The 22,622-nt window shown below is 66.6% G+C and carries 22 protein-coding genes; 15 read left to right on the plus strand and 7 right to left on the minus strand.

What is annotated here, in order from left to right:
* Positions 1 to 7: 7 nt before the first annotated feature.
* Positions 8 to 1,573 carry a murein biosynthesis integral membrane protein MurJ gene (gene murJ / locus EQZ23_RS05495; protein ID WP_128453360.1) on the plus strand — a complete coding sequence of 522 codons (1,566 nt, stop codon included), beginning with the start codon at positions 8 to 10 and terminating at the stop codon, positions 1,571 to 1,573.
* Between the two features lie 8 nt (positions 1,574 to 1,581).
* Complete coding sequence (gene trpS / locus EQZ23_RS05500; protein ID WP_128453361.1) at positions 1,582 to 2,589, plus strand: tryptophan--tRNA ligase; 1,008 nt, start codon at positions 1,582 to 1,584, stop codon at positions 2,587 to 2,589.
* Between the two features lie 235 nt (positions 2,590 to 2,824).
* Here trpS and dnaA read toward each other — a convergent pair whose 3' ends face one another.
* From dnaA to mutM, 3 genes are all read right to left on the minus strand, one after another.
* Positions 2,825 to 4,330 (minus strand): chromosomal replication initiator protein DnaA, encoded by a 1,506-nt coding sequence (dnaA, locus tag EQZ23_RS05505; protein WP_128453362.1) that lies wholly within the window; start codon positions 4,328 to 4,330, stop codon positions 2,825 to 2,827.
* 427 nt (positions 4,331 to 4,757) lie between these two features.
* Positions 4,758 to 5,021 (minus strand): 30S ribosomal protein S20, encoded by a 264-nt coding sequence (gene rpsT, locus EQZ23_RS05510; protein ID WP_031394736.1) that lies wholly within the window; start codon positions 5,019 to 5,021, stop codon positions 4,758 to 4,760.
* 94 nt (positions 5,022 to 5,115) lie between these two features.
* The gene (mutM, locus tag EQZ23_RS05515) at positions 5,116 to 5,931 is read right to left on the minus strand and encodes a bifunctional DNA-formamidopyrimidine glycosylase/DNA-(apurinic or apyrimidinic site) lyase (RefSeq protein ID WP_128453363.1); all 816 of its coding nucleotides are present in this window, start codon (positions 5,929 to 5,931) and stop codon (positions 5,116 to 5,118) included.
* Between the two features lie 56 nt (positions 5,932 to 5,987).
* Between mutM and EQZ23_RS05520 the strand changes: the two genes are divergently transcribed.
* From EQZ23_RS05520 to moeB, 7 genes are all read left to right on the plus strand, one after another.
* Positions 5,988 to 6,737: a class I SAM-dependent methyltransferase gene (locus tag EQZ23_RS05520; protein ID WP_128453364.1), complete on the plus strand. Its 750-nt coding sequence runs from the start codon at positions 5,988 to 5,990 to the stop codon at positions 6,735 to 6,737.
* Positions 6,738 to 7,014: 277 nt separating this feature from the next.
* Complete coding sequence (gene ubiB / locus EQZ23_RS05525; RefSeq protein ID WP_128453365.1) at positions 7,015 to 8,550, plus strand: 2-polyprenylphenol 6-hydroxylase; 1,536 nt, start codon at positions 7,015 to 7,017, stop codon at positions 8,548 to 8,550.
* Complete coding sequence (locus tag EQZ23_RS05530) at positions 8,532 to 9,632, plus strand: hypothetical protein (RefSeq protein ID WP_240663283.1); 1,101 nt, start codon at positions 8,532 to 8,534, stop codon at positions 9,630 to 9,632. The genes ubiB and EQZ23_RS05530 overlap by 19 nt, the downstream gene beginning before the upstream one ends.
* A 9-nt stretch (positions 9,633 to 9,641) precedes the next feature.
* The gene (gene coaBC, locus EQZ23_RS05535; RefSeq protein WP_128453366.1) at positions 9,642 to 10,829 is read left to right on the plus strand and encodes a bifunctional phosphopantothenoylcysteine decarboxylase/phosphopantothenate--cysteine ligase CoaBC; all 1,188 of its coding nucleotides are present in this window, start codon (positions 9,642 to 9,644) and stop codon (positions 10,827 to 10,829) included.
* A complete protein-coding gene (gene dut, locus EQZ23_RS05540; RefSeq protein ID WP_128453367.1) occupies positions 10,826 to 11,263 on the plus strand; it encodes a dUTP diphosphatase in 438 nt (145 codons plus the stop codon). The genes coaBC and dut overlap by 4 nt, the downstream gene beginning before the upstream one ends.
* Complete coding sequence (locus EQZ23_RS05545; protein ID WP_128453368.1) at positions 11,260 to 11,712, plus strand: hypothetical protein; 453 nt, start codon at positions 11,260 to 11,262, stop codon at positions 11,710 to 11,712. The genes dut and EQZ23_RS05545 overlap by 4 nt, the downstream gene beginning before the upstream one ends.
* The gene (gene moeB, locus EQZ23_RS05550; protein ID WP_128453369.1) at positions 11,709 to 12,473 is read left to right on the plus strand and encodes a molybdopterin-synthase adenylyltransferase MoeB; all 765 of its coding nucleotides are present in this window, start codon (positions 11,709 to 11,711) and stop codon (positions 12,471 to 12,473) included. The genes EQZ23_RS05545 and moeB overlap by 4 nt, the downstream gene beginning before the upstream one ends.
* Positions 12,474 to 12,555: 82 nt before the next feature.
* Here the strand turns inward: moeB and galU are convergent, their stop codons facing one another.
* A complete protein-coding gene (galU, locus tag EQZ23_RS05555) occupies positions 12,556 to 13,428 on the minus strand; it encodes a UTP--glucose-1-phosphate uridylyltransferase GalU (RefSeq protein WP_128453370.1) in 873 nt (290 codons plus the stop codon).
* A 146-nt stretch (positions 13,429 to 13,574) separates the two neighbouring features.
* Here galU and wecB point away from each other — a divergent pair, with 146 nt between their 5' ends.
* On the plus strand, positions 13,575 to 14,705 hold the full coding sequence (wecB, locus tag EQZ23_RS05560) for a UDP-N-acetylglucosamine 2-epimerase (non-hydrolyzing) (protein ID WP_128453371.1): 1,131 nt from the start codon (positions 13,575 to 13,577) through the stop codon (positions 14,703 to 14,705).
* A 1-nt stretch (position 14,706) separates the two neighbouring features.
* The gene (wecC, locus tag EQZ23_RS05565; protein ID WP_128453372.1) at positions 14,707 to 16,026 is read left to right on the plus strand and encodes a UDP-N-acetyl-D-mannosamine dehydrogenase; all 1,320 of its coding nucleotides are present in this window, start codon (positions 14,707 to 14,709) and stop codon (positions 16,024 to 16,026) included.
* Here wecC and EQZ23_RS05570 read toward each other — a convergent pair.
* A complete protein-coding gene (locus EQZ23_RS05570) occupies positions 15,983 to 16,987 on the minus strand; it encodes a M48 family metallopeptidase (RefSeq protein WP_128453373.1) in 1,005 nt (334 codons plus the stop codon). The two genes, wecC and EQZ23_RS05570, sit on opposite strands and share 44 nt — an antisense overlap.
* Before the next feature lie 206 nt (positions 16,988 to 17,193).
* Here EQZ23_RS05570 and EQZ23_RS05575 point away from each other — a divergent pair, with 206 nt between their 5' ends.
* Together EQZ23_RS05575 and EQZ23_RS05580 are read left to right on the plus strand one after the other, a co-directional pair.
* Positions 17,194 to 17,994, plus strand: a complete 801-nt coding sequence (locus EQZ23_RS05575; protein ID WP_128453374.1) for a metallophosphoesterase family protein — start codon at positions 17,194 to 17,196, stop codon at positions 17,992 to 17,994.
* 176 nt (positions 17,995 to 18,170) lie between these two features.
* Positions 18,171 to 18,398: a hypothetical protein gene (locus EQZ23_RS05580; RefSeq protein ID WP_187503383.1), complete on the plus strand. Its 228-nt coding sequence runs from the start codon at positions 18,171 to 18,173 to the stop codon at positions 18,396 to 18,398.
* Between the two features lie 419 nt (positions 18,399 to 18,817).
* Here the strand turns inward: EQZ23_RS05580 and EQZ23_RS05585 are convergent, their stop codons facing one another.
* A complete protein-coding gene (locus EQZ23_RS05585; protein ID WP_128453375.1) occupies positions 18,818 to 19,402 on the minus strand; it encodes an FKBP-type peptidyl-prolyl cis-trans isomerase in 585 nt (194 codons plus the stop codon).
* Between the two features lie 144 nt (positions 19,403 to 19,546).
* Positions 19,547 to 19,753, minus strand: a complete 207-nt coding sequence (gene rpsU, locus EQZ23_RS05590) for a 30S ribosomal protein S21 (protein ID WP_055878578.1) — start codon at positions 19,751 to 19,753, stop codon at positions 19,547 to 19,549.
* A 178-nt stretch (positions 19,754 to 19,931) separates the two neighbouring features.
* Here rpsU and cysS point away from each other — a divergent pair, with 178 nt between their 5' ends.
* Together cysS and EQZ23_RS05600 are read left to right on the plus strand one after the other, a co-directional pair.
* On the plus strand, positions 19,932 to 21,362 hold the full coding sequence (cysS, locus tag EQZ23_RS05595) for a cysteine--tRNA ligase (protein WP_128453376.1): 1,431 nt from the start codon (positions 19,932 to 19,934) through the stop codon (positions 21,360 to 21,362).
* Between the two features lie 242 nt (positions 21,363 to 21,604).
* Entirely contained in the window at positions 21,605 to 22,543 is a 939-nt protein-coding gene (locus tag EQZ23_RS05600) for a D-2-hydroxyacid dehydrogenase (RefSeq protein ID WP_128453377.1), read from the plus strand.
* Positions 22,544 to 22,622: the final 79 nt, after the last annotated feature.

Here is a 22,622-nt window from a genome sequence, read left to right on the forward strand (position 1 = left end):
CGAGTAGATGAACCTGACCAAGGCGCTGGGGTCGGTCGGTGGGCTAACGCTTGCCAGCCGTGTCCTGGGGCTGCTGCGCGACTCGCTGTTCGCACGGTTCGTCGGTGCCGGGTTCGCATCGGACGCGTTCCTGATCGCGTTCCGCCTCCCCAACATGTTCCGCGCGCTTTTCGCGGAGGGCGCATTTTCCGCCGCGTTCATTCCGATGTTCAATCGGAAGGTCGGCGCGAAGGACGGGCGCGGGCTGCCGGACGGCATTACGTTCGCCGAGGACGCGCTGTCCGTATTGCTGCCGACGTTGATCGCGATGACGGTGCTGTTCGAGCTTGCCGCGTGGCCGATGACGTGGCTGCTGACCTTCGGGTTCAATGGCGCGAGCGCGGAGCGGTTCGACTATGTCGTCCATCTTTCGCGGATCACGTTGCCCTATCTGCTGCTGATCAGCCTCGTCTCGCTGCTCGGCGGCATCCTCAATTCGCTGCATAAATTCTGGATCAACGCCGCCGCGCCGATCCTGCTCAACGCGACGCTGATCGCCGCCCTGCTGCTGTTCCACGAGCGCCAGCCGCTCCTGACCGCGCGCAACCAGGCGATCGCGGTGACGGTGTCGGGCGCGTTGCAGCTTCTGTGGCTGATCTGGGCCTGTCGCGCATCCGGCGTGAAGCTCCGCCTGAAACGGCCGCAGCTCAATCCCGACGTGAAGAAGCTGATGTCGCTGATCTGGCCCGCCGCGGCCGGGGCCGGCGCGGTGCAGATCAATCTCGTCGTCTCGACCGCGCTCGCCGCCGCGTTGCTGCCGGCCGGATCGGTCTCGTACATCTATTTCGCCGACCGATTGAATCAGCTCCCGCTCGGCCTGATCGGGATCGGTCTCGGCACTGTCCTGCTCCCCACCATCTCGCGCCAGCTCGGTCGCGGCGAGGATGCGGAGGCGATGACGACGCAGAACCGCGGCATGGAACTCGCGCTGTTCCTCACGCTACCCGCGACGGTCGCGCTGATCGTCTGCGGCGTGCCGATCGTCGGGGCGCTGTTCCAGCACGGCAAGTTCGCGCTCAACGACAGCGTACTGACCGCGCAAGCCTTAGCCGCCTTCTCGATCGGACTGCCGTCGTACATCCTCGTGAAGGTCCTGACGCCCGGTTATTACGCGCGCTCCGACACGAAGACGCCGGTGCGCTACGCGACGATGTCGATGGTCGTGAACCTCGTTCTCAACCTCGCCTTCATCAAGCCGCTCGGCCACATGGGCCCGCCGCTGGCGACCGCGATCGCCAGCACGGTCAACGTCGCGATGCTCTATCGCACGCTCGTTCGCCGTGGTCATTTCACGCCCGATGCGCGGCTGGTGCGACGGACGTGGCGGCTGCTCGTCGCCGCGCTGATCATGGGCGTCGTGATGTTCTTCCTGAACGACCTGTTCCAGCCGTTCGTGACCGGCACCAGCATCCAGCGCTGGGGGGCGATGCTGGTGCTGGTGACCACCGGCGGGGTCGTCTATGCGATCGCGACCTTGCTCACCGGCGCGTTCCGGCTGGGCGACATCTCCACGCTTCTGCGTCGTTCACGATAGGTCCTTCCATGCGCGTTGTTTCCGGCATCAAGCCTACGGGCAATCTCCACCTCGGCAATTATCTCGGCGCGGTGAAACAGTGGGTGGCGCTGCAGCACGACGTCGCGGCGCAGGGCGGCGAGTCGATGTTCTTCATCGCCGATCTCCACGCGCCGACCGAATGGATCGCACCCGCCGAACTCGCCGACCACACGATCGAAGTCGCCGCGACGATGATCGCCGCCGGAATCGACCCGGCAAAGTCGATCCTCTTCAACCAGGCGCGCGTCCCCGCGCATAGCGAGATGGCGTGGCTGCTCAACACGGTCGCCCGCGTCGGCTGGCTGAACCGCATGACTCAGTTCAAGGACAAGGCGGGCAAGAACCGCGAGGGCGCAAGCGTCGGCCTGTACGATTACCCGGTGCTGATGGCCGCCGACGTGCTGCTCTACAACGCGACTCACGTGCCCGTGGGCGAGGACCAGAAACAGCATCTCGAACTCGCGCGCGACATCGCCACGAAGTTCAACGGCGATTACGGCGTCGACCTGTTCACGCTCCCCGCGCCGCTCATCAGCAAGGCCGCACCGCGGATCATGTCGTTGCGCGATGCCTCGGCGAAGATGTCGAAGTCGAACCCGTCCGAGCAGTCGGTGGTCAAGCTGATCGACAGCGACGACACCATCGCCGACAAGTTCCGCAAGGCAAAGACCGACCCCGACGTGTTGCCGGCGACGGTCGAGGAGCTGGGCGACCGGGCCGAGGCACGCAACCTGCTGACGATCTACGCAGCGTTGGCGGATAGCGATATCGCGACCGTGCTGGGCGAGTTCGGCGGCAAGGGCTTCGGCGCGTTCAAGCCGGCGCTGGCGGATCTCGCGGTCGCGAAGCTCGGTCCGATCCGCGACGAGATGGTCCGGCTGCTGGATGACCGCAGTGCGGTGACGGCAGTGCTGCAGGCGGGTGCGGAGAAGGCACGCGCCTTGGCCGCGCCGGTCCTGAAACGGACGCAAGACGCGATGGGGCTTCAAGTCTAAGCGACACCCCCGCGCCCGTCACGCCACCTACACCCGTCACCCCAGCGAAAGCTGGGGTCTGCCTTCGCTACACGCGACGCCCGCCAAACGACGAGATCCCAGCTTGCGCTGGGATGACGGTAAGAATGCGGGTGACGAGCGTTGTCGTGAGCGAACGCAAACTGAAGCCGTTCCCCCGCGGAGGCGGGGGCCCAGCCTGGGCTCCCGCCTTCGCGGGGGAACAAGGGGGGGAAGACTAGCCCTCGAGCTCGCGCATCAACACGCGCACGGCCGCATCGATATCCCGATCCGAATCGCGCAGCTCCTCGATCTTGCGCACCGCATGGATCACCGTCGAGTGATCGCGCCCACCGAACTTCCGCCCGATCTCCGGCAGCGACCGGGTCGTCAGTCGCTTGGCCAGATACATCGCGATCTGCCGCGGCCGCGCCACCGCCCGCGCACGCCGCGCGGAAATCAGGTCGAGCGGCTTCAGCTCGAAATGCGCCGACACCAGCTTCTGGATCTCGTCGATCGTCACGCGCTTCTGCGCACCGCGCAACACTTCGCCCAACGTCGCCACCGCGAAATCGAGGTCGATCGTGTCCCCGGTCAGCTGCGCATACGCCACCACCCGGTTGAGCGCACCTTCGAGCTCACGGATATTCGCATGGATCCGACTGGCGAGCAGGTCGAGCACGTCGGTCGGTACGCGCATGTCGGGCAGGTCGACCAGCTTGCGATCGAGGATCGTCCGGCGCAGCGTCAGGTCGGGCGCCTTGATGTCCGCGACCAGCCCCACCGCCATCCGGCTGACGATCCGCGCCTCGACACCTTCCAGCGCCTGCGGGCAGCGATCGGCGGAAATGACGAGCCGCTTGCCCGCCGCCATGATCTCGTTGACCGTGTGGAAGAATTCTTCCTGCGTCGCGTCCTTGCCCGCGATGAACTGGAGATCGTCGATCAGCAACAGGTCGGCGCCGCGCAGCCGCTGCTTGAATGCATGCGTGTCGCGCGCGCGCATCGACGCGACGAAATCGTACATGAAGCGCTCGGCGGACATGCACAGCACGACCGCATGCGGGTTATGCTCGAGGAACGCATGGCCGATCGCGTGCATGAGGTGGGTCTTGCCCTGCCCCGTGCCGCTGTGGAGGAACAAGGGGCTGAACCGCACCGGACCCGGCTCGGCGAGCACCTTGGCGGCATTGAACGCGACCTTGTTCGAGGGATCGACGACGAATCGCGCAAACGTGTAGCGCGGGTCGAGCGGCGGCCGCTCGGCAGGAACGCCCATGATGACCGGTGCAGTGACCGGAGCCGCCGGCGCCGGCTTCAACGACGGGTCGACGCCGAACTTCAGCGACGCCTGCACGGGCTCGGCGACCGGCTTGGCCGCGATCGGCAGGGGATCGGCAACCGGCTTGGGTGCGACGATATCGGCGACCGGCTCGATCGCCAGCACGACGGCTGCGCGACCCGGTGCCCGCGTCTCGATCTGGACCGTGCGGACGTGCGGCAGGATCTGCTTGAATTCCAGCACCAGCCGATCCGCATAATGGTTGCGGACCCAGTTGGTCATGAACGCCGATGGCAGCGCGAGGCGGATCGTGTCGCGGTCCGCGCCGGCGATCAGCTCGATCGGCTTCAGCCATTGCTCGAACAGCCGTACCCCCGCCGACTCGCGCAGCGACGCCCGAACACGAACCCAGGCCTTCTCGGCCTCGGTCGCGTGTTCAGTCGATCCCTGCCACTTCGTCACGCGCACACTTCTCCGGCCCCGCGCGACACTCGCGCTGGTGATATAGTCCCGACAGAAAATGGACCCCCCGACGACCGACAAGGGTCATCCGGCATCTTCGCCCTGTTTGTAAGGCAGCGGTGGAAACCACCGTCGCTGTGGCCCCCGTTATGAAGCGATCGGCGATCCGAGCAAGACCCGTACGCGTCACATTTCCGAAATAAAGCGGGTTGACTTGCACAAGCCGCGGAAATGCGTCGATATTTTTATAAGTTGCTGTGTTCACACATTTTTTGCAAATCTGTCATGCCCGTGACGCAATTCCACATCGCTCGAATCGTGGGGAATCCGTGGGTTGCGCGCGCCGCCAAAGGGTTCCCTTCGCAGACGCAAAAAACCCGCCGGGAATGCCCGGCGGGTGATCCGCTTCGACAGTGACGACGGTCGCTTAGGCGAGCCCGGTCACGGCCTTGGTCAGACGCGCGAACTTGCGGCTCGCGGTGTTCTTGTGAAGCACGCCCTTGGCGACGCCACGCTGCAGCTCAGGCTGTGCGGCCGCGAGTGCGGTGGTCGCTGCGCCCTTGTCGCCCGATGCCAGTGCAGCCTCGACCTTCTTGATGAAGGTACGGATACGGCCGACTCGGTTGCCGTTCACTTCCGCGCGACGGTCGTTGCGACGGATACGCTTTTTCGCCTGCGGCGTGTTCGCCATGAAGCCCTCTGGATGTTCGAATGAATAAAAAGGGGCGCCGGATTGCTCCTACGCCCTCTCGAAGCCGCGGCCCTACCGACTTTGCCGGTGATCGTCAACCACGCTGACATCTGGGACACCAGAACGTCGACCGCCCGCCCTCGGTACGGCGCTTCACGAGGGCCCCGCAGTCGCAAGCCTCGCCCTCACGCCCATAGACTCGCCATTGCTTGGAGAAATAGCCGAGTTCGCCGTCGGGCTGGACGAAGTCCCGCAACGACGATCCGCCGGCAAGGATAGCGGCGGTCAACACGGTGCGGATCGCCTCCACCAGCCGCTCGAGTCGAAACAGCGAGATCCGCCCAGCCGCGCGCGATGGCGCTATCTTCGCCATGTGCAGCGCCTCGCACACATAGATGTTGCCCAGCCCCGCGACGATTCGCTGGTCGAGCAGCATCGCCTTGATCGACGCCCCCCGCCCTTCGAGCGCCGCCAGAAGATACGCCGCCGTCAGGTCGGGCCCGAGCGGCTCCGGCCCCATGCTGAGGAACGGCGGATAGTTGGCGATATCCTCGGTCGGCCAAAGATCGAGAAAGCCGAATCGCCGCGGATCGTTGAGCGCCACCGTCCGCCCGGCCTCGGTCGCGACCAGCAGATGATCATGCGGCAGGATCTCGCTCGGATCGACTCGCCAGCGCCCCGACATGCCGAGATGGAACACCAGCGTATCCCCCCGATCCGTCTCGATCAGCCCGTATTTCGCGCGCCGACCCAGCTGCATCACGGTCGCCCCCGTCATCCGCTGACGCAGGTCGACGGGTATCGCCTTGCGCAGATCGGCACGACGCGGCTCGACCGAGGTCAGGCGCTGGCCCTTCAGCACGGGTTCGAGCCCGCGCACGGTGGTTTCGACTTCTGGTAATTCCGGCACGCTTTGCAGCTAGGTTGCGTTTGCTCGCGCCACAAGGCGCGGCTAGAGCGCAGGGTATGAACGACATTGTGCCCGCACCCGAAACCGTCTCCTTCGGTTACGAGGATATCCCCGCCACCGAGAAGACCGCCCGCGTCGGCGGCGTCTTCACCAACGTCGCGTCGAAATACGACCTGATGAACGACGCGATGTCGGGCGGCATGCACCGGCTGTGGAAGGACCGCTTCGTCCGTCGCGTCAAACCGCGCGAAGGCGAGCAGATCCTCGACATGGCCGGCGGCACGGGCGACATCGCCTTCCGCATGGAGCCGTCGGGCGCTTCGATCACGGTCGCCGACATCAACCCGCAGATGCTCGAAGTCGGCATGGAACGCGCACAGAAGCGCGGCCTCGACGGCCTGGTCTGGACCGAGGCGAACGCCGAGACGCTGGCCTTCCCCGACCGGTTCTTCGACGCCTACACGATCGCGTTCGGCATCCGGAACGTCACCGACATCCCCAAGGCCTTGCGCGAGGCGCACCGCGTCCTGCGGCGTGGCGGGCGGTTCTATTGCCTCGAATTCTCGACCACCGTCTGGCCGGGGTTCGCCGAAGTGTACGACGCCTATTCGCACAAGATGGTGCCGAAGCTCGGCCAGTTGCTGGCGCAGGACGCCGACAGCTACCGCTACCTGATCGAATCGATCCGCCGCTTCCCCGACATGCCCAAGTTCAAGGGCATGATCGCCGATGCTGGTTTCGTGCAGACCAAGGTCGAGCCTCTGCTGGGTGGGCTGGTTGCGATTCATAGCGGCTGGAAGATCTAGTGATCACGCGAAGGCGCGAAGCCTGTCCTGAGCTTTGCCGAAGGGGCGAGAAGTTGGTTTCTCGCGGAGACGCGGAGACGCGGAGAGCAAGTGGGCGCGAAGGCGCCAATTCTCCTTCGCGTCAGCGCTTCGTCAATTTTTCGCCGATGATGAAAGGCCGCAGTCGCGGCGAGACGCACCACCTCCGCGTCTCCGCGTCTCCGCGTGAACCAATCTTCTGGCTTCGCGCCATCGCGCCTTCGCGTGAACGAATCTCTTCTTCCGGCGCACAGGCCCAGTGACCGCGTCGACCACCCACGTCTGGCGCCTCCTGAAATGGGGCCGCATCCTCGCCCGTCACGGAGCGCTGAGCGGGATCGAGCGCGATCCGAACACGCCCGCCCCCGTCCGTCGCCTCGCGCGACTCGCTAGGTTCGGGGCGCGGGTGCCGAAGGTGCCGCGCTACGCAGACGCATTCCAGGCGATCGGCCCCGCCGCGATCAAGCTCGGCCAGACACTCGCCACGCGCCCCGACCTCGTCGGCGAAGCGGCAGCGCAGGACCTGTTGCGCCTCCAGGACCAGCTCTCCCCCGTCCCTTACGCGACGATCGAGGCGGCGATGCTGGCAAGCTTCGGCAAGCCGCTTGAGACGTTGTTCTCCCGCATCGAACCGATCCCGGTCGGCGCCGCATCGATCGCGCAGGTCCACCGCGCCGTCACCACCGACGGCCGCCAGGTCGCGGTCAAGGTCCTGCGCCCCGGCGTCGAGGACGATTTCGCCCGCGCGATCGACACCTATGGCTGGGCGGCAGCACAACTCGAGGCGCTCAGCCCCGAGGCGATGCGCCTCCGCCCGCGCCTCACGATCGAGACCTTCAAGCGCTGGACGCTCAGCGAACTGAACTTCCGTCGCGAAGCAGCCTCGGCCTCCGAGCTCGCCGAGGGCATGACCGCCGAACCCGATTTCGTCATCCCCGCGATCGACTGGGCGCGCTCGACCAACAAGGTCATGACGATCGAGTGGATCGACGGCATCAAGCTGTCCGACCGCCCAGCCTTGGTCGCGGCCGGCTACGACCTCCCCGCGCTCGCCCAGACATTGGTCCGCGCGTTCCTGCGCCAGGCGATCGCCGACGGGTTCTTCCACGCCGACATGCATCAGGGGAACCTGTTCGCACTGCCGGGCAACCGCATTGCCGCGATCGATTTCGGGATCATGGGCCGGATCGACCGCCGCGCCCGCGTCTGGCTCGCCGAGATCCTCTACGGCCTGATCACCGGCAACTATAAACGCGTTGCCGAGATCCATTTCGAGGCCGGCTACGTCCCCGCCTATCACGACGTCGGCGAGTTCGCGACGGCGCTGCGCGCGGTCGGCGAGCCGATGCGCGGGTTGCCGGTCAAGGACATGTCGATCGGCATGATGCTCGACAGCCTATTCTCGATCACGCGCGATTTCGACATGGTGACGCAGCCGCATCTGCTCCTGCTGCAGAAGACGATGGTGATGGTCGAGGGCGTCGCCACCAGCCTGAACCCCGACATCAACCTGTGGGAAGCCGCCGAGCCGTTCGTCCGCGACTGGATCCGCGGCGAACTCGGCCCCGAGGCGATGATCGCCGACCGCCTGATCGCCGATTTCCAGACGCTGACGAGGCTGCCCGAGTTGGTCCGCCGGATCGAAGCGCATTACCCCGCCCCCGGTGGCGCCCCGCCGACGATGCCGTTGCGCGAGATCGAAGTGATCCGGATCGGCGGCGGCTGGCGCTATGCGGCAGTGGCGGTGATCGCCGCGCTCGTCGGCGTCGTAGGAACGTGGTTCAGCGTGACGTGACGATGCGCCGCCCGCTGACCCCGGTCTGGCTCGCGGCGCCGTCACGGTTCGCAAACATCTCGCAGGCCGCCGCGCGGGCGGTGGTCGCGCTGCTGGCGCTGCTCCTGACCACGACCCTGTCCGCGCTGTCCGCACCGCCGCAGAATACCGATACCGCGATCTACGCCATGATCGTCGAGGGCATCCGGAACGGCGGCAATTACTATGCGGTGACCGCGGATGCGTTGCGCGCCGGCGGCTATCCGCTCGCGCCGTTCACCGCGTTCCGCCTGCCGACGCTGGCGGTCATCGAGGCCGCGTTGCCCAGCATCGCGGTGATGGCGCTGCTATACCTGCTGACCGCAGCGGTCGCAGTCGCCTGCTACGGGCGTATACGACCCGTGGTGAAGACGCGCACGGCGCGGGCGGCAGTCGCGCTGCTGCTGTTCGCGAGCCTCGCGCCGCTGCTCCAGCCATCGCTCGCGCCGTTGCCCGACCTCTGGGCGGGGCTCGCGATAGCGCTGTCGCTCGCGATCAGGCGCCGCGGGCGTTATGTCGACGCGGTCGCGTTCGGGCTGGCGGCGGCAGTCGTTCGCGAGACCGCCACGCTCTATCTGATCGTCATGCTGGCGTTCGCGCTGGCGGAACGTCAGCGGCGCGAGGCGCTCGGCTGGGCCACCGCGCTGATCGTCGCCGCCGTGATACTGGCGATCCACGCCTACGCCGTGGCGCAGGTCATCAAGCCGCTCGACGACATGGTCTTCGACTGGACCGGGTTGCTAGGTTTCGGCGCGTTCGTGTCCGCCGCCGTCTCGGCCACCGCCCTCGCCTGGCTACCGCTGGGTCTGGCCGCGCCGATCATCGGCCTTGCGCTGTTCGGCTGGGCGACATGGCGCGATCCGCTCGCCCTCCGCGCGCTCGCGACGATCATTCTCGTCGCGCTGCTGATATCAGTGTTCGGCACGGAGGAGACGCCGCACTGGGCGTTGCTGGTAACACCCTTGCTCCTGTCCGGCCTCGTCTTCGTCCCCGACGCCTTGCGCGATCTGATCCACGCCGCGCTCGACAGCCGACGCATTACCGTGACGCGCATTATCCGCTAAAGGCACCCCATGACGCGCATTCTCCTGATCGTCGGTGGCGGGATCGCCGCCTACAAGGCGGCCGAACTGATCCGCCTGCTGAAGTCCGGCGGTCACATCGTGCGCTGCGTGATGACCGAGGCGGCGCATCATTTCGTCACCCCGATGACGATCGCCGCGCTCAGCGAGGACAAGGTCTACACGACGCTGTGGGACCTCAAGGACGAGGCCGAGATGGGTCATATCCAGCTCAGCCGCCAGGCCGACCTGATCGTCGTCGCCCCCGCCACCGCCGACCTGATCGCGCGCATGGCAGGCGGGCTCGCGAACGACCTCGCGACGACGCTGCTGCTCGCGACCGACAAACCGGTCTTGGTAGCCCCTGCGATGAACGTCCGCATGTGGGAGCATGCCGCAACCGTGCGCAACGTCGCGCAGCTCCGCGCCGACGGCGTGACCGTGATGCAGCCCGACGAGGGCGCGATGGCGTGCGGCGAATACGGCCCCGGCCGCCTGCCCGAGCCCCCCGCGATCCTCGCCGCGATCGAAGCCATGCTCGCCCCCGCCCCGCCAAAGCGGCTCGCGGGCCGCCACGTCCTCGTTACCGCGGGGCCGACTCACGAGCCGATCGACCCGGTCCGCTACATCGCCAATCGTTCGTCGGGCAAACAGGGCTTCGCGATCGCCGCAGCGCTCGCGCGGCTCGGCGCACGCGTGACGCTCGTCGCCGGCCCCGTGACGCTGGCGACCCCGCCCGCGGTCGACCGGATCGATGTGGAAACCGCACGCGAGATGGCCGACGCGGTGGACCGGGCGCTGCCCGCCGACGCCGCCGTCATGGTTGCCGCCGTGGCGGACTGGCACGTCGAGTCCGTCGCGCAGAAGATCAAGAAGGGCGACGCCACCCCCACGCTGACGCTCGCGGAAAACCCCGACATTCTCGCGACTTTGGCGCGCAGCCCGCACCGCCCTCGCCTCCTCATCGGGTTCGCCGCCGAGACCGAGCGCGTGCTCGAACACGCCACCGCCAAGCGCGTCCGCAAACAGGCCGACTGGATCGTCGCCAACGACGTGTCGGGCGATGTGATGGGCGGCGCGGACAATAGCGTCCACCTCGTCACCGCGGCGGGTGTCGAAAGCTGGGAACGCCTGCCCAAGGACGCGGTCGCCGCCCGACTGGCGGACCGCATCGCCGATGCGCTAGAAGCCGCATCATGATCCGTATCGAACTGAAGCGCCTGCCGCACGGCGAAGGCCTGCCCTTGCCTGCCTATGCGACCGACGGCGCGGCCGGGATGGATGTCGTCTCCGCCGAAGCGCTGACGCTCGCTCCCGGTGCACGCGCAGCCGTCGCGACCGGCTTCGCGATCGCCATTCCCGCAGGCCACGAGGTGCAGGTCCGCCCCCGCTCCGGCCTCGCGCTCAAGCACGGCGTCACCTGCCTCAACACGCCGGGCACGATCGACAGCGACTATCGCGGCGAAGTGAAGGTCATCCTCGCCAATCTCGGCCAGGAGCCGTTCGCGATCGCCCGCGGCGACCGCATCGCGCAACTGGTCCCCGCGGTCGTCCTCCGCGCCACGCTGGACGAGGTCGCGACGCTCGACGACACCGCCCGAGGTGCGGGCGGCTTCGGATCGACCGGCCGATGATCGCCGCGTTCCTCCTTCTGCTCCAGGCCGCGACACCGCAAGCCGATCAGATGCCGGTCGTCCCCACGGTCCCGGCGACGCCCCCCATGGCCGTTCCCGTATCCGGCCCACTGCCACCGCAGGACTGGAGCACGCTGCCCGTCCTGCGCATCCGTCGACAGGCGACCACGCTCGCCAACACCTCGGCCTATGTCCACGGCGAAGTCATGGCCGGGCGTTGCGCGAAGGCGGTCCGGACGGTGCAGGGCTGGTCTCTCAGCCTCGATCTGGCGGTGTTGATGACGCCCGACGGCCGGGTCCGCCGTATCACGCCCCGCGCGATCGACTGCCCGACGGTCGAGCAATATGCGGCCGGCGTCATCCTCGGCGCGCGTGATTCGATCGATGTGGTCGATACCGATACCGACACCTGGTATCGCACCAGCCTGACGTTCGCCTGGGGCGCATGATCCTCTCCGACGACGAACTCACCCGGTACGCGCGGCATATCGTGCTCAAGGAATTCGGCGGCTCGGGACAGGCGCGCCTGAAGGCCGCGACCGTCGCGGTCGTCGGTGCCGGCGGAATCGGCTCGCCCGCGATCCAGTATCTGGGCGCCGCCGGAGTCGGTCGCCTGATCCTGATCGACAACGACCGGGTCGAGCCCTCGAACCTCCAGCGCCAGACGATCTTCACCACTGCGGACACCGGCGTCGCCAAAGTCGACGCGGCCGCAGCGGCGGTCCAGCGGATCAACCCGCACGTCGCGATCGAAACGCACCGCGTTCGGATCGATGCGACGAACGTAGCAAGCCTGCTAGCCGGTGCGGACGTCGTGCTCGACGGCTGCGACAATTTCGCGACCCGCTTCTGCGTCGCCGATGCCGCCCATGCCGCGAAGATCCCGCTCGTTTCCGCCGCGGTCGGGCAGTTTGAAGGACAGCTCGCCACCTATCGCGGCTGGGAAGCGGACAAGCCCTGCTATCGCTGCTTCGTCGGCGAAGACCCCGAACGGGCGGAGACGAGCTGCGCGGAGGACGGCGTATTGGGCCCCGTTACCGGCGTGATCGGCAGTCTGGCCGCGCTGGAAGTCTTGCGCGCGATCGCCCCGTTCGGCGACGATCCTGCGGGGAAGCTGCTGTTGATCGACCTGTTAGCGCTCCGCTTTCGCTCGATCCGCCTGCCGAAGGATCCGGGGTGCCGCGCCTGCGGAACCCCTACCCTTCGATAGACGGCCCCTTCGATAGACGGCCCCTTCGATAGACGGCCCCTTCGATAGACGGCCCCCTCGGTAGACCGACGAAGGGGCGTGCTCAGCTAGCGAGCAAACCCTTGGCGAACTGACGCACGGCCGGACCGATGTCGGCCCGCGACAGCGCGATCGCCAGGTTCGCCTGGATGTACCCCGCCTTGTCGCCGCAATCATAGCGCTGGCCATCGAAGGTAAAGCCGTGGAACGGCTGGTTGCCGATCAGCTGCGCCATCGCATCGGTCAGCTGGATTTCGCCACCCGCACCCTTCTCCTGGTTCTCCAGGATCCGCATCACGTCGGGCTGGAGGATATAGCGGCCCGGAATCATCAGGTTCGACGGCGCCGTACCCTGCTTGGGCTTCTCGACCAGCGCCTTGACCTCGGTCAGTCGACCATCGATCGCGCCGGGCGAGATGATGCCGTATTTGTCGGTTTCGGAATCGGCGACTTCGAGCGCACCGATGACGTTGCCGCCCACCTGGTTATACGCTTCGACCATCTGCTTCATGAAGCCCGGCTTGCCGACCATCAGCTCGTCGGGCAGCAGCACGGCGAACGGCTCGTCACCCACGATCTCGCGCGCGCACCACACCGCATGGCCGAGGCCCAGCGGCTCCTGCTGGCGAACATACACCGGCGAACCCGGCTTCATCCGGATCTGGCTGATCGCGTCGAGCGACTTGCCGCGCGCGCGCATCGTGTCCTCGAGCTCGTAGGAGATATCGAAATGATCCTCGAGCGCGCCCTTGCCGCGTCCGGTCACGAAGATGATCTGCTCGATCCCCGCCTCCAGCGCTTCCTCGACCGCATATTGGATCAGCGGCTTGTCGACGACGGTCAGCATTTCCTTGGGCATCGACTTGGTCGCGGGGAGAAAGCGCGTGCCGAGCCCGGCAACGGGAAATACGGCCTTGCGAAGCGGCTTGATCGTCATTCGGAGCTCCAATTATGTCTTCGAGGTCGTTGGTTGCGCTGCACCATTTACCGGTCGTTACGGACCCGCGCAATTCCGGTCACCCGATCAAAGAAACGCTGTAACCGGTTAGCGCGTCATTAAATATCGTCGGCTAGAGAGGTTCCATGTCCAAGATCCTCGTCATTTTCGGAACACGCCCCGAAGCGATCAAACTCTTTCCGGTGATCCGCGCGCTGGCGGCGACGCGTGGCCTCACGGTGCGAACCTGCGTCACGGCGCAACATCGCGGGTTGCTGGACCAGGTCCTCGCTATCGCCGATCTGTCGCCCGACATCGATCTCGACCTGATGGAGCCGGGCCAGACGCTCGATCGCCTGACCGCACGTCTGCTCACCGGGCTCGGCGACGTGATGGACGCCGAGAGGCCCGATCTCGTCATGGTGCAGGGCGATACCGCAACCGCGATGACGGGCGCGCTCGCCGCCTATTACCGCAAGGTTCCGGTCGCGCATGTCGAGGCGGGGCTGCGCTCGGGCGACATCTACCAGCCCTGGCCAGAAGAGGTGAACCGCCGCATCGTCGCGCCGATCGCCGCTTTGCACTTCGCGCCGACCGAGACCGCGGCCGAGGCACTGCGGCGCGAAACGATCCCGGCCGACACGATCCACGTCACCGGCAACACGGTGATCGACGCGCTCCACTGGACCGCGGACCGCGTCGCGGCTGATCCTGCGCTGGCAGCGAGCCTGGATGCGATCGCAGCGCGCTTCGCCGGTAGACGTATTATCCTGGTCACCACACACCGCCGCGAGAATTTCGGCGACGGCATGGCGGCGATCGCCCGCGCGATCGGCCGGATCGCCGAGCGCGAGGACGTCGCGGTGCTGTTCCCCGTTCACCCCAACCCCAATGTCGTCTCGGTGATGGACGCGATCCTGGGCGAGCGCGCCAACGTCGCGCGGATCGAGCCGCTCGATTACCCGCATTTCGTCCGCGCGCTCGGGATGGCGGACATCGTCCTGACCGATTCGGGCGGCGTACAGGAGGAGGCGCCCGCGCTCGGCAAGCCCGTGCTCGTGATGCGCGAGACGACCGAACGGCCGGAAGGCGTGGCCGCCGGCACCGCCAAACTGATCGGCACCGACGAGGACCGGATCGTGTCCGAAATCTTCACGCTGCTCGACGACCCCGCGGTATATGCCGCGATGGCGCGCGCGCATAACCCGTTCGGGGACGGCCATGCCGCGGCCAGGATCGCCGGGACAATCGCAAGAACACTCGCAAAGGGCGCCTGACATGCTGTCGGATACTAACCTCACCGTCGTCGTGCTCGGGCTCGGCTATATCGGCCTTCCCACCGCGGCGATCATCGCGCGGACCGGTGCGCAGGTGCTCGGCGTCGACGTGACCGAATCTGTCGTCGAGACCGTCAATTCGGGCCGCGTGCATATCGAAGAGGTCGATCTCGACGGCCTCGTCTCCGGCGTCGTCGCGCGCGGCACGTTGCGCGCCTCGACCGCGATCGAGCCCGCGGACGTCTTCGTCATCGCCGTGCCGACCCCGTTCGACGCCGATCACGCGCCGAACATCGGCTATGTCCTCGATGCCGCGACGACGATCGCGTCGGTGCTAAAAGCCGGCGACACGATCATCCTCGAATCGACCTCGCCGGTCGGCACCACCGAGAAGGTCCGCGATCTGCTGGCGACGCTGCGTCCAGACCTGCGCGTACCGGGCAAGACCGGCGACCAGGCGGACATCGCCATCGCCTATTGCCCGGAGCGCGTGCTGCCCGGCCGCATCCTGGTCGAGCTGATCGACAACGACCGCGTCATCGGCGGCATCACGCCGCGGTGCGCGCGCAAGGCGCTGACCTTCTACCGTCGCTTCGTCCGCGGTGCCTGCGTCACCACCACCGCACGTGCGGCGGAGATGACCAAGCTCACCGAGAACGCGTTTCGTGACGTCAACATCGCGTTTGCCAACGAATTGTCGCTGATCGCCGACACGATGGGCGTCGACGTGTGGGAGGTGATCCGCCTCGCCAACCGCCATCCGCGCGTCAACATCCTCCAGCCCGGTCCTGGCGTCGGCGGGCATTGCATCGCCGTCGACCCGTGGTTCCTCGTCCATGCCGCGCCCGACCAGACCCCGCTGATCCGCACCGCGCGCGAGGTGAACGACGGCAAGACCGACCACGTCATCGCGCAGGTCGCGGCGCTCGTCGAAGCGTCGCCGGGCGCAACGGTCGCGTGCCTCGGCCTCGCGTTCAAGGCGAACATCGACGACTTCCGCGAGAGCCCGGCCCTCAAGGTCGCCGAAGCGGTGGCACGGCAGTTCGGCGACCGTGTGCGAATCGTCGAGCCCTATGCGCAGACGCTGCCCGCCGTGCTGGCGAATACCGGCGCCACGCTGATCGACGTCGATACCGCGATAGAGACCTGTTCGATCATGATCGTGCTCGTCGATCACGACGTGTTCAAATCGATCCCGCTCGAGGAACGCGCCGACAAGGCGGTTCTCGACACGCGCGGCATCTGGCCGGATCAGCCGCGCGCCGCAGCGCCCTTGGTCACCGCAACGGCACGTCTCGAGTCGCAACGACTGGTGGGATGATCGGTCGCGTCGGAGTCGCCGCGATCTCGCGCGCCGCGGCTTCGAGCACCTCGGCGCGTGCCTTGGACGAGGCATGGGTGCGGCTGCGGAACAGTCCGCCGTCGATCGTGCCGCCCTTCTGCCGCCAGAATTTCGGCGCCGACATCGGATCATAGCCGGCATTGGCGAGCAGGTAGATTCCCAGCAGATCCGCCTGATCCTCCGTCTCGCGGATCAGCCGACCGTTGCGACCGAGTTCGGCCAGCAGGCCCCGGTTGATCTTCGCGGCGTCGAGCCTGTCGCGGTGGCGCAGGATATTGTGCGCCAGCTCGTGCGAGACGACGACCGCGATCTCCTCGTCGGTATAGTTCTCGAAGAACCGCTCGCCGATCTGCACGATCGCGCCGTCCGCTGTTGCGCCCAGCCCGCTGCCGAGCAGGATCTCGAACCGCGAGCGACAGCCCGCGACCGGCTGCACCGCGATCGGCAAACGCTGTGCTCCGCGCAACACCGTCAACCGCAGCGGCTTGGCAATCGGCGCAGCGGCGATGACCGCCTCAGCCGCATCGCGTGCCCCCGCGCCCTCGGTCGCATCCGCGCCCGGCAACCCGGGTTGCGCGGTGTCGTTGATCGCGACGATCGAGTCGTTTGCGCGTATCCCCGCCCGGTCGGCCGGCGCGCCCGGGACGACCGCCTCGACGCCGATCGTCGATTCGAACCCGAATGCCGTGGCCGCGGACTTGCGCGCAGCCGGCCCATATTGCGTCAGCGCATGGATCGGCATCCCGATCTGCGGTTGCTGCCGATCGCACAGCGCCGCGTTTGCGGTCGTCAGTCGATAGGCGATCGTCGCCAGGCGGAGGTCGGCGGCACGCAGCGTCTCGAAGAACGGGAGGCTGGGCGCATCCTCTCTGGCGGGCTCTTTGGCGGGCGACGCGGCGGTGAGCAGCAGGAGCGGCAACAAGCGGGGGATCATCGACATGGCATCTCCCTTAGCCATCGCGCGCGGCCGCGTCATGCGACATAGGCGCGAGTCTCATTCGGTCCGTCTCGGCGGCCCGTCTCGGCGGTCCGTCTCGGCGGCCCGCCCGAATACCCCGCGATACGTTGCGACCCGCCATGGAACATCCTAAACGACCACGCGTCCGATCAGCTCTCGTACATCTTCCCCTCCCCATCGATAGCAGCATGATTTCAAAGCTTTTCAAGTCTCGTACCAGTGCCAAGACCAACCAACGAACGGTTCCCGACGGTCGCCGCGTCTATGCGGTGGGCGATATTCACGGCTGTGCGGACCTGCTCGAGGAATTGATCGGCCTGATCGAGGCGGACGAACAGGCGCGCGGCCCCGCGGACACGACCATCGTGTTTCTCGGCGATATCGTCGATCGCGGCCCCGCCTCTGCCACGGTGATCGACCGCTTGCGCACTCTTGCCGCCACGCGCCGCGACGTTCGTTTCCTGCTCGGCAACCACGAGGAAATCTTCCTCGGCGCGCTCGACGGCGAGCCCAAGGCGCTTCGCCTGTTCTGCCGAATCGGTGGCCGCGAGACCATCCTGAGCTACGGCATGGACGCGGCCGAATACGAACGACTGGACTATGAGGAACTCGTCCACCGCATCGACGCACTGGTGCCGGACGAGCATCGGGAATTCCTGCGTCGCTTCGAAGACATGATCGTGATCGGCGACTACGCGTTCGTCCATGCCGGCGTCCGCCCCGATACGCCGCTCAATCTGCAGCGGACGTCCGACCTGCGCTGGATCCGCGATCCGTTCCTCGATCATCGTTCGACACTCGAAAAGACCATCGTCCACGGTCACACGATGACCGACGAGGTCGAGCGGCGCGGCCACCGGATCGGCATCGATACCGGCGCCTACGCGTCGGGCCGACTGACCGCGCTGGGACTCGAGGGCGCCGAGACATGGGCGTTGCAGACGGCAGCAGATCCCGCCGCGCGGGTCGGCTGGAGCGGCACAAAATAACCTACGACAAGCAAACTGTCGCTTCTCCCAGGGTTTTCGATCGGTATAAGGATGGGGCGTCAGTGTGTTGCACTGCCGCAACAGTGCGGAAGACTTCGCACCGTTATCCAGACCTCGGTTGCCTCGGTGGCGGTTTCATGCCAATGCCGGGCTGACGAGCACAAAGGGAGTTCATCATGCGTCTTGGGAAATATCTCCTGACCGCAGCAGCAGCCACGATGGCAGTTGCTCCGGCCATGGCAGCACCGGCAACGTCGTCGGCTACGGTTCGTTCGGGTTCGGTTTCGGCTGACAAGAACGAGCTGGCAGGCGGCGGCATCATCGTTGCGGTTCTCGCAGCAGCTGCAGTTGTCGCCGGTATCGTTATCGTTGCAGACAACGACGACGATTCGGACAGCAACTAAGTCTTACGACTTGGTTCGGAAAATAGCGGTCTTCGGGCCGCTATTTTTTTGCCTGCCGCAGAGGCGTACCGTCGATATCCTCCGCCCGATAGCCAGATCACCGCATAGCAGCACGGCTTCATACTGCATCGCAGCGGCGCCCGCGAACGAATCGCGCGTCTAATCCGGCTAGCTGATGTCACCGGACCTGTTTCGCAGCGCGCTTCCCGGTGGTTCCATAGTCAGGGTCGAACACCGGCGTCTCGCAGCAAACCCCAAGAACCTTCCCGCGCGCGATCATCCCGCGATCGCAGGCCTGCCCAAACGAAAAACGCGCCCCCGGCTAGCCGAGGACGCGCTTGCTGATCTCAAGATATTATCAAGCCGGCGAGGCGGACCAGCATTCGCTGGCCGATCGCGTCCTTACGGCTGAGGCTGGCTTACGGCTGAGGCTGGCCCGGCGCGCCGCCCGGTGCACCACCAGGCATGCCGCCCGGACCGCCGCGACCCATCTGGGCCTGTGCCTGCATCTGCTGCACAACGCTCTGCGGCAGGAAGTCGAGCAGCTCGACGTCGAACACCAGCGTCGAGTTCGCCGGGATCGGCCCCGCGGCCTTGTCGCCATAGCCAAGCGCCGGCTTCATCCAGAAGCGATACTTCGAGCCCTTCGGCATCAGCTTCAGCGCCTCCGAGAAGCCCGGAACGACGCCGGTTACCGGCATCGGCGTCGGCTGCTGCGACTTGTCGAAAGTCGTGCCGTTGAGCAGCTTGCCCTCGTAGTTCACCAGCGCAACGTCCGCATCGGTCGGCTTGGCGGCACCGGGCTTGCCGGGCGCGATCACCTTGTACTGCAATCCCGACGCCGTCACGACCACGCCCTTGGCGCGAGCGTTTCGGGCCAGTGGATCGTCGCCCTGACGCGCAAGCGCGACCGCGGCGATCAGCGCGAGCGCGATGCCGACCCAGAGATAGACGAGATAGCTGCGCTTGGTGGGCTGCAACGGTACTGCGGTGACGGTCGACATCGGATCAAGGCCCTAGATAATCTGGGATCATCTGGTCACGCCGGAGCGCCGCGCGTGCCGTTGGAAAGCAAGCGGGGGCGCCGTTCTCGGCCGCCCCCGTACATACCGACCCGACCCGGTCACCGGGTACGGGTCGATCCGTTCTTACCGTGCGCCGTCGCGCTCGGCGCGCTTGCGGTCGAGCTTGCGCGAACGACGAATCGCCGCTGCACGCTCGCGAGCGCGCTTCTCCGACGGCTTCTCATAGTGCCGGCGCAGCTTCATCTCGCGATACACGCCTTCGCGCTGCAGCTTCTTCTTGAGCGCGCGAAGGGCCTGGTCGACGTTGTTGTCGCGTACGATGATCTGCATAAACCCGTTAAGCTCCGGTCGAATAGATTTTTGCCGTCGCGAATAGGTCCGCGCCGCATGAACTGGGGCCCCTATCAGGCGAGGGCGGGCGTTTCAAGCCAAACCGCGCTTGGATTCATGTGCAGCCTCGACTTTGCCGGCTTTGCGGGAGGGATCATGCATCGCTAAGAGCAGCAGCATGACCCGTACCCCCCTGACCCTGTATAACAGCCTCACGCGCCAGCTCGAGACGTTCACGCCGATCGATCCCACCAATGTCGGCATCTATTCCTGCGGCCCGACGGTCTACAACTACGCACATATCGGCAATCTGCGCGCCTATGTCTTCACCGACACGCTCAGCCGCGTGCTGACGTGGAAGGGCTATCCGCTCACCCACATCATCAACATCACCGATGTCGGCCACCTGACGTCGGATGCGGACGTCGGCGACGACAAGATGGAGGCGGCCGCGCGCGCCAGCGGCCAGGATATCTGGGCGATCGCGCGCCATTATACCGAGGCTTTCAAGCGCAACCTCGACGACCTCAACATCCGCCCGCCGAGCAAATTCCCGCTCGCCACCGATCATATCGACGAGATGATCGCATTCGGTCAGGCGATCGCGGCAAAGCATTGCTACCAGTTGCCGGACGGGCTGTATTTCGACACCTCGACCGTCCCCGATTACGGCCGCCTCGCACGGTCGCAGGACGACGCCGGCGAGAGCCGGATCGATCCGGTGGCGGGCAAGCGCCATCCGCAGGACTTCGCGATCTGGCGGACGTCCGCGCCGGGCGAAAATCGCCAGATGGAATGGGACTCGCCTTGGGGTCGCGGCGCGCCGGGTTGGCATCTCGAATGCTCGGTGATGAGCAAGCAGTATCTCGGCGACACCTTCGACATCCACACCGGCGGGATCGATCACCGCGAGATCCACCACCCCAACGAGATCGCGCAGAACCAGGCGCATTGCGACTGCGGCGACACCGGCGCGACGCTGTGGATGCACAACAACTTCCTGGTCGAACGCTCGGGGAAGATGTCGAAGTCGGGCGGCGAATTCACCACGCTGCAGACGCTGGTCGACCGCGGCTTCCATCCGCTCGCCTACCGCCTGATGTGCCTCCAGGCGCACTATCGCAGCGAGCTGGAGTTCTCGTGGGAGAATCTGGCGGCAGCGCAGACCCGGTTGAAGCGGCTGGCGATGACCGTGGAGACGCTGTCCGCCCGCGGGCCGGGTGGCCCGTCGGGTAGCGCGCTCGCCTACCGCGAACGACTCGACGCCGCGGTGTCGGACGACCTCGCGACCCCGCGCGCACTGCCGATCCTCGACGAACTGCTCGCGGACAAGCGTATCGCGCCGGCGGACCGCCTCGACGCGCTGGTCGATTTCGACGCGGTGCTCGGGCTCGATCTCGGAACGATCCGCCGCGAGGACCTCCGCATCCGGCCCGTGACCGCGACGATCGACGAAGCGACGATCGCCGCCCGCCTGTCGGACCGTCGCGACGCCCGCGCCGCGAAGGACTTCGGCACGTCGGACGCGATCCGCGACGAACTGACAGCGGCCGGCGTCGACGTCATGGACGGCGACTCGCTCGGCTGGGACTGGAAGATCGCGCTCTAAGACGCCCGATCGACACGCTCCAACGGTAAAGAGATGATGCCTCCCCAATCCTCCCCCGCAAGGGGGAGGTGGCAGGCGCAGCCTGACGGAGGGGGAGGTACGCGATACCCTCTGCTCCGGGTCCGCCCCCTCCGTCGCCTCCGGCGCCACCTCCCCCTGGCGGGGGAGGATCGCGAGAAGCGCGTGATCGTATCACCCCCTCGCAAACTTGACATAGCGCGCGCCCGGCCGATGCTCCCCCAATGAAAGCCGTCCTCCCCGCCGCCGCCCGCCCCCTCCTCGAACCGCATCTCCCAGCCGACCTCGACGTCGCGTGGTTCGCCAAACCCGCGGAAGCCAACGCGATGATCGCCGACGCGGACATCGCTTGGGTCGACATGCAGCCGACCGAACTCGTCGCCGAAGCGATTCGCCACGCCGGACCTAAACTCCAGTGGGTCTCCACGATCTACGCCGGGCTCGACGCGTTCCCGCTCGACACGCTGCGCGCCAATGACGTGACGCTGACCAACGGCGCCGGAATCAACGCCATCGCGGTCGCCGAATATGCGGTGATGGCCGTGCTCGTCGCCGCCAAGCGCTTCGACACGGTGTTGCGCGCGCAGGACCGCCACGACTGGCTGAAGGACGCGCCCGGCAAGATCGAGCTCGCCGGCACCAAGGCGCTCGTCATCGGCTACGGCACGATCGGCCGGATGATCGGCGATCGGCTGGCGGCGTTCGGAGTCGACGTGACCGGCGTCACGCGCACCGGCCGCGACGGCACGATCTCGCCCGACGCCTGGCGCGACCGGCTCGGCGACTTCGACTGGGTCATCCTTGCCGCCCCCTCGACCGGCGCGACGCATGTGATGATCGGCCGTGACGAACTCGCGGCGATGAAGCCGTCCGCATGGCTGATCAATATCGCGCGCGGCGACATGATCGACGACGACGCGTTGATCGCCGCGCTCACCGACGGCGGCATCGCCGGCGCGGTGCTCGACCCGACCAATCCCGAGCCGCTGCCGCCCGAGCATCCGCTCTGGTCGACCCCCAACGCCATTATCACGATGCACCTGTCGGGCCGCAGCCAGACCACGATGTACGCACGCGGCGCGGCGCTGTTTCTCGAAAACCTTGCCGCGTTCCGTGCCGGCACGCCGATGAAGAACGTCGCCGATCTCGACGCGGGCTATTGAACCCGCCGCCACACCCGCCCCAAAGCTTTACTTCGTTGCGCGAAAAGGCGTTTTCGCGCATGGCCAGCCCCACAATTCA

Source organism: Sphingomonas sp. UV9 (assembly GCF_004101245.1).
Lineage (GTDB): Bacteria > Pseudomonadota > Alphaproteobacteria > Sphingomonadales > Sphingomonadaceae > Sphingomonas.